Raw genomic sequence first — 6,485 nt, forward strand, 5'->3', positions numbered from 1 at the left:
GTGGTGCTGTCGGGAGTGCCCACCGGCTCGGTGGACCTGACCCCGCTGTGGTTCCGCGAGCTGGAGCTGGTCGGCGCCTACGCCTCGTCCGCCGGCGCGGCCGTACGGCCGGCCGCTCGTCCGGACGGCCGTCCGGACGGCCAGGTGAACGGGCAGGTGAGCGGGCAGCCCCGTCAGCGGGCGGACTTCGACCGGGCCCTCGAGCTCGCCGCGTCCGCGCCGCTGGACGGGATCGTGTCGGCCACCTATCCGCTGGACCGCTGGCGGGACGCGCTGGACCATGCGCTGTCCGCCGGCCGGCTGGGAGCGGTCAAGGTTGCCTTCGACCTGATGACGCCGTGACGGGACACGGAACGTGACAGGGCGTAGAAGAGGCGGACGGGGCCTGTTCGCAGGCACTATGGCGTCTGCTGAGACGCTTATTTCAGGACGCCGACGACAACCCAGTGTCGTTCGGCTGAAACCGCGCGTAAGGGGATCGCACAGGTGAGACCGGGGTTCGTGCTCGAAGTCGATGAGCGGACTCCTCCGCTGCTCGTCCACCAGGGTGAGGCGTTCGGGCTGGAACGCTTTCCGCTGGGTACCCGGGTGGTCTACCCGCCGGAGTCGCTGCCGGCGCTGGCAGACGTCGACGCGGCGATCAGCCGGGCGTTGGCCGAGCCGGAGAACAGCGAGCCGCTGCGGGCGCTGCTGCGGCCGGGGATGCGGCTGACGATCGCCTTCGACGACCTGTCGATCCCGCTGCCGCCGATGCGCCGGCCCGACATCCGCCAGCGGGTGATCGAGCAGGTGCTGACGCTCGCGGCCGAGGCCGGGGTCGATGACGTGGTGCTCATCGTGGCGAACGCCCTGCACCGCCGGATGACCGCCGCCGAGATCGAGCGGGCCGTCGGGGAGCGGGTGTTCCGCTCGTTCTGGCCGGACAGCCTCTACAACCACGACGCCGAGGACAGGGACAACCTGCTGCACGTCGGCCTGACCGAGAACGGCGAGGACGTCGAGATCAACCGGCGGGCCGCCGAGTCGGACCTGCTGGTCTACGTCAACGTCAACCTGGTGGCGATGGACGGCGGGCACAAGTCGGTGCCGATCGGGCTGGCCTCCTACAACAGCCTGCGCCACCATCACAACAGCCACACGATGGTGCACTCGCGGTCGTTCATGGACCACACCCGGTCGGCCATGCACTCCTCGGCGTGGCGGATGGGCCGGCTGCTCGCCGACCACCTGAAGATCTTCACGGTGGAGACGACGGTGAACAACGCCGCGTTCCCGGCCCGATACGGATTCCTCACCAGACGGGAGTGGGAGTGGTCCGTGCGCGACCAGGCGATGGCGTTCGGGCTGTCGCGGGGGCTGGCCGCCATGCCGACGCGGCCCCGCCGCCGGATCTTCCAGGACCTGGTCGCGGACTACGGGGTGACCGGGGTGCACGCCGGTGAGACCGAGGCCGTGCACGCGAAGACGCTGGCCAACGTGCACCGCCAGCAGCTTGTCGAGGTCGACGGGCAGAGCGACGTCCTCGTCGTCGGCCTGCCGTATCTCGGGCCGTACAACGTCAATTCGGTGATGAACCCGATTCTCGCGATGTGCCTGGGCCTGGGGTACTTCTTCAACATGTACCGGGGCCGGCCGCTGGTGCGCCGCGGCGGCGCGATGATCCTCTACCATCCGGTGACGCCGGAGTTCTCCCAGCTGCACCATCCGTCGTATGTGGACTTCTTCGAGGAGGTGCTCGCCGAGTCCACCGACCCGGCGACGATCGAGGCGACCTTCGAGAAGCAGTACGCCACCGACCCCTGGTACACCCACCTGTACCGGACGTCCCACGCCTATCACGGTGTGCACCCGTTCTACATGTGGTACTGGGGTGCGCACGCCCTGGACCATCTCGGGGACGTGGTGTGGGTCGGCGGTGACCGGGCGGCCTGCGCGCGGATGGGTTTCCGGGCCGCGTCCACGCTGGCCGACGCGCTTGAGATGATCTCGTCCACGGTGGGGCGCAACCCGTCCCTGACCTACCTGCACTCCCCGCCGTACGCCATCGCGGACGTGCGGTGACGGCGCCGGGCGGCCGGCAGCGCCCGGCCGGGATCGGGCTGCGTGAGATGGCCCGCGGCTGGCGGTGGGCGTCGCGCCCACCGGTGCCCGCCTCGGCGCGGCCGTACCAGCCGGCGCCGCGGGGCCGGGAGTTCCCCACCGCGTGGGCGCGCACACCCGCGATGCGGGCGGCCCGGGTCGCCGCGCTGGAGCTCGGGATGCGCCCCATGCTGGACGCGAACCTGTCCCTGTCGGTGGCCGGGCTGGACGCGCTCGAGGGGCTGCGCACGCCCGCGGTCTTCGTGTCGAACCATTCCAGCCATCTGGACGCGCCGCTGCTGCTGTGCGCGCTGCCGCGGGACATCCGGGACCACACGGCGGTGGCCGCCGCCGCCGACTACTTCTTCGACAGCTGGTGGCGGGGCCTGGGCACGGCCTTCCTGTTCGCGACCGTGCCGATCGAACGCCGCGGCGGGGCGCCGTCGAGCGCACCCGCCGACCTGCTCGCCGCCGGCTGGAATCTGGTCATTTTTCCGGAGGGGACCAGGACGAAGGACGGCCAGCTCGCCCGGTTCCGGTTCGGCGCGGCGCATCTGGCGATCACCTGCGGGGTGCCGGTGGTACCGGTGGGTATCCGCGGCGGTTTCGCCGCGATGCCGCGGGGCCGGGCGTGGACGGTCCCGGGCCGGCCCGGGGTGTCGGTGCGGTTCGGTCGGCCGCTGTATCCCGCCGACAGCGACCTGCGTTCCTTCACCGGCCGTATCTTCGCCGAGGTGTCCCGGCTGATCGACGAGGACGCTACGTCCTGGTGGGACTCGCTGCGCGCGGCGCGGGAGCGCCCGGCGGTACCGGCCCGGGCCGCGCGGGCCGCCCGGAAGGCACACTGGCGGCAGGTCTGGGAGGCCACCGAGCCGGTGGGAACCGCCGGTGTGGTGTCGCCGTGGCAGGCCGCGGCGCGGCGCGGATCCGCCGGCGTGACGGGCCGCTCAGGCTCCCAGGGGCTGACGGCTGCGACGGGCGCGGCGCGGGAGGCGCAACGGGAGTCGCGGGAGCCTGACGGCAGCGGGGGTGCCGGCGGTACCGACGTGGGTGGCGCTGGTGCCGCGGGCGACGCAACCGGTACGTCCACCCCCGTCGGATGATCCGTTCGCAATTGTCCCATCGAATGTGAGAACGGTCACACGCTCCTGAAAATGTGGATAACGCTGTTCATGGCGCGGTGGGTATCCACCGCGCCGCTGGGGACCAGCTGTGGGTAACCGGGGGTCTGCCAGGCAGCCCTGATGTCAAGGGTTGATCCGGGGGGCCCCATGGCCGTTAGTGGATGCATGGACCTGCGCAACCGGCCCCGTCGCCCGCACCCGCAGCACCGCTGGCGGCGGGGTACCGACACCGTCGTCACCGGCGTCCCCGTCGCCGCTGTCCCTGTCGCCCGCGCACTGGAAGACCAGGCCCCCTTCGGGGAGGGAGACCCCGATCGCGTCGCCGCTGTCCCTGTCGCCCGCGCACCCCGCCCGTCGGCCCCTATCCCCGGGCCCGGGTCCCGGGCCGGGTCACCGCCGTCGTCCCCTCGGCCGCTGCCGCCGAGCGTGGCCCGGGTGGCCGACCGGACCCGCCTGTCCGCGGAACTGCTCGCCGCGCTCCTCGACGTCCAGGAACGCACCCGCGCGTCGCTGGACGACATCGAACTCGCCGACGCCCTCGCCGACCGCCTGCTCGCCCGCCGCCGCGACCGCCTCCGTCTCGCCGTCTCCCCCTGACCGGCGGCGGGGCATGTCTATCCTCGCGGCCGGTAGACGTCGGCGCGGTGCTCAATGGCGACGATGTCGACGTGGTGGTCGTCGGTGTTGATCCGATAAACAATGCGGTAGTCGCCGCGTCGCGCGCTGTACAGACCGGCGAGTTGAAGCTGGAGCGGCTTACCCACACGGTGCGGGTTGGCCGCCAGTGATCCGTACAGGAACTCGACGACGGCGGTGGCGACCTTCTCGGGCAGACGGCGCAGGGCACGCCGCGCGGGCGCGGTGAAGGCGATCTCGTAGGGGGCGCTCACCGGCCGGTCGCGAGGCGGAGCGCGTCCTCCTTGCTCAGGACGGTCGCCCCCGCGTCCTCGAGATCGTCGAGGGCTTCCCGGATGTCGGCCATCAGACGGGTGCTGGCCATGACGTCGAGGGTTTCCTCCAGTGACTCCAGGTCGTCGACACTGATGACGATCGCGGCAGGCCTGCCATGCCTGGTGATCACAACACGGCCGTGCTCACGTTCGACGCTGTCCACCACCTCCGAGAGCCTGTTCTTCACCTCTGCCAGCGGCATCTGTTCCACGATCGACATGGCTAGAAGTATAGCTAATTTCACCGCCGTCCGCCGAGGGCTCCGGCGGACGGCGGTGGGGCGCACGCCGGCCGGGAAGGGTGTGCGCCTCGCCGTGGTCGTCGGGTGGGGCGGGATCAGTCCGGGAGACGGTCCAGGAGCCAGGTGGACAGTTCCGCTGTGATGGCCGTGTGGCCGGTGTTGGTGGTGGAGCAGACGAAGTCGTCCAGTTCGCTGTCATCCGGCGGAAGATCGTTGATGTTCGTGTACAGATTGGCCTGCCGGTCGAGGTCACGGACGGCGACCGCGCTGACCGAGGGGACGAAGCAGACCGTGGGATGGCGCAGCTCCACCCGGCCGCCGTTCTCCTCCAGCGCGTGGGCGAGGATCCGATAGGAGTCGAGCGTGCCGCCGGGCGCGCCGTCGAGCTCCGGGAACCCGTCGGTGGTGATCGTCCTGCTGGATCTCGTTGTTGTCGCTGTCGTAGTGCCGCCAGAGCATCTGGCGCGCGGCCGTGCTGTTCCGATCCGTCGATGAATCCGGTCGCACCGGCCACGGTGGCACAACACATCGCAATTTTCCACCGCCGCTGGAGAATGGCGTGCCCAGAGCTCGGCTGATTGGTCGCCTGGGCCGTCCGAGCACGAGACAGCCCGATCTCACGGTACCTGTGGGAGTGTTGACGGACGCGCGTCGCGACCGCCAACATCGGCTCGGCCGACCGGCCGGGCGGTGCCGTGACGGGCCATTCGGTTTATTCATGCCGTCAGGACGAACAGGAGTTTTTCATGGCCTATTTCGCGTTCACGGAGCGCCCGGGGCAGGAGTTCGTCTTCGAGCTCACGGACCCCGAAAAGATCACCCATGCCCGCAACATCATTTCCGGCACGGAGAAGGAGAAGGTGCACGTCGTAGGGAGGATCAGGAAGCAGCCGAAGCCCTACAACCCGAAGTACAGCTTCCATCTCGATCCGGACACCATATGGTTCTTCGACATGGCGATCGAGGTATGTGACGCCAACATGGACTATGTCGAGGAGCACCTGGACGAGGCCGGTGGGGCGTTCCTCCCCGGGGCCCACTGGTGTCCGTGGGACTCACGGGTGACCCGTGAGGTCACGGCGTCCTGAACGCCGTCCCGTACGCCTGCCTGCCCCGGGCGCGTCGCCGTCGCGCGGCGCCCCGGGGCAGGCACGGCGCCGCCATGATCGGCGAACGCCCCCGATACACCCGTCCCGCCCGGCGAGGCGCGTGCGCTCCCTGCCTCGTGTCATGACTGGTGTCATAACTGACGGTGTTTCATAACTGACAGTTGGGATTACCTGTGGACAACAACAGGTTATCCACAGATCGTTGTACGGTCTGGTGCGGAGGGTGTGTGGCGATCAGTCTGGCGTTGTGACTGAGAGGAGCTCATCATGGTGGTCATGGCGGTCGCCTACGAGGATCTTCCGATCCGGGACGACGGGTTCACCGTCGACGATCTGGAGGAGATGCCCGACGACGGTCGGCGCTACGAGCTGGTGGACGGAGTGCTCCTGGTGAGCCCGGCGCCCCGCTGGGAACATCAGCGCGCCTGCCTGAACCTCGCGATCATCCTTGAGGCAGCCAACCGCGAGGCGGTCAACCGCGAAGACCCGGCGGACCTGGTCGTGTTCGGGCCGACGCCGGATGTGCGCAAGGGGCGGCACACCAGCGTCCAGCCGGACGTGTGCGTGGTCCGCCATGACGACCTCGTGCGCGGCGAACGCTACCTGGCTGTCCCGGTGCTGGTCGTCGAGGTTCTCTCCCCCAGCAGCCTGGGCATCGACCGGCTGCTCAAACGCGACGTCTACGCCCGTCTCGGCGTCCCCCACTACTGGATCGTCGACGCCGACAGCCCCTCGATCACCACCCTCGCGCTCACCGGGGCCGAGTACTTCGAGGTCGGCGCAGTCCACGGTGACGAGGTCCTGACGGTCACCGCGCCGTTCCCGCTGACCATCTCCCCTTCCCAGCTTCTCCGTACCTGAAGCACATCCGTGGTGATGCCCGGGCGCGTGTTTCGGCCTGTGCCATCGGATCGCGCTCTCCCCGGGTCCGTGCACGGACCCGGGGAGAGCGCGCGTGACGTGGCTGGCGGGTCCTTACCC

The 6,485-nt window shown here is 69.9% G+C and carries 8 protein-coding genes and 1 pseudogene; 6 read left to right on the top strand and 3 right to left on the bottom strand.

The genetic code is table 11. The features are described 5' to 3' along the window. The 4 genes and pseudogenes from AC5LUJ_RS21505 to AC5LUJ_RS21520 form a co-directional block, all read left to right on the top strand. A pseudogene (locus AC5LUJ_RS21505) lies at window positions 1–342 on the top strand (zinc-binding alcohol dehydrogenase); the annotation flags it as partial. 159 nt (window positions 343–501) lie between these two features. Beyond that, window positions 502–2,061, top strand: coding sequence for an NPN-dependent hydroxyacid isomerase, LarAH14/15/16 family (larAH, locus tag AC5LUJ_RS21510; protein ID WP_445548380.1), 1,560 nt, complete (start codon window positions 502–504; stop codon window positions 2,059–2,061). Then, window positions 2,058–3,182: a lysophospholipid acyltransferase family protein gene (locus tag AC5LUJ_RS21515; protein WP_250286573.1), complete on the top strand. Its 1,125-nt coding sequence runs from the start codon at window positions 2,058–2,060 to the stop codon at window positions 3,180–3,182. Before larAH ends, AC5LUJ_RS21515 begins: the two co-directional genes overlap by 4 nt. A 456-nt stretch (window positions 3,183–3,638) precedes the next feature. Next, window positions 3,639–3,800 (top strand): hypothetical protein, encoded by a 162-nt coding sequence (locus tag AC5LUJ_RS21520; RefSeq protein ID WP_493465615.1) that lies wholly within the window; start codon window positions 3,639–3,641, stop codon window positions 3,798–3,800. Window positions 3,801–3,817: 17 nt separating this feature from the next. On the opposite strand, the gene AC5LUJ_RS21525 is transcribed toward AC5LUJ_RS21520, so the two are convergent. The 3 genes from AC5LUJ_RS21525 to AC5LUJ_RS21535 form a co-directional block, all read right to left on the bottom strand. After that, window positions 3,818–4,093, bottom strand: a complete 276-nt coding sequence (locus AC5LUJ_RS21525) for a type II toxin-antitoxin system RelE family toxin (RefSeq protein WP_250286575.1) — start codon at window positions 4,091–4,093, stop codon at window positions 3,818–3,820. Next, window positions 4,090–4,398 (bottom strand): type II toxin-antitoxin system Phd/YefM family antitoxin, encoded by a 309-nt coding sequence (locus tag AC5LUJ_RS21530; protein WP_250286576.1) that lies wholly within the window; start codon window positions 4,396–4,398, stop codon window positions 4,090–4,092. Before AC5LUJ_RS21530 ends, AC5LUJ_RS21525 begins: the two co-directional genes overlap by 4 nt. 92 nt (window positions 4,399–4,490) lie before the next feature. Further along, window positions 4,491–4,922, bottom strand: coding sequence for a hypothetical protein (locus tag AC5LUJ_RS21535; protein WP_250286578.1), 432 nt, complete (start codon window positions 4,920–4,922; stop codon window positions 4,491–4,493). A 219-nt stretch (window positions 4,923–5,141) separates the two neighbouring features. Here AC5LUJ_RS21535 and AC5LUJ_RS21540 point away from each other — a divergent pair, with 219 nt between their 5' ends. Further along, window positions 5,142–5,483, top strand: a complete 342-nt coding sequence (locus AC5LUJ_RS21540) for a BP74-related protein (RefSeq protein ID WP_493465616.1) — start codon at window positions 5,142–5,144, stop codon at window positions 5,481–5,483. Between the two features lie 288 nt (window positions 5,484–5,771). Next, entirely contained in the window at window positions 5,772–6,365 is a 594-nt protein-coding gene (locus tag AC5LUJ_RS21545) for a Uma2 family endonuclease (RefSeq protein WP_250286581.1), read from the top strand. The last annotated feature ends 120 nt before the right edge of the window (window positions 6,366–6,485 follow it).

The organism is Protofrankia sp. CiP1_Cm_nod3, from assembly GCF_982290655.1.

Coding starts and splice junctions, on each gene's coding strand:
- AC5LUJ_RS21540 (WP_493465616.1), top strand. CDS start 5,142: ATGGCCTATTTCGCGTTCACGGAGCGCCCGGGGCAGGAGTTCGTCTTC.
- AC5LUJ_RS21545 (WP_250286581.1), top strand. CDS start 5,772: ATGGTGGTCATGGCGGTCGCCTACGAGGATCTTCCGATCCGGGACGAC.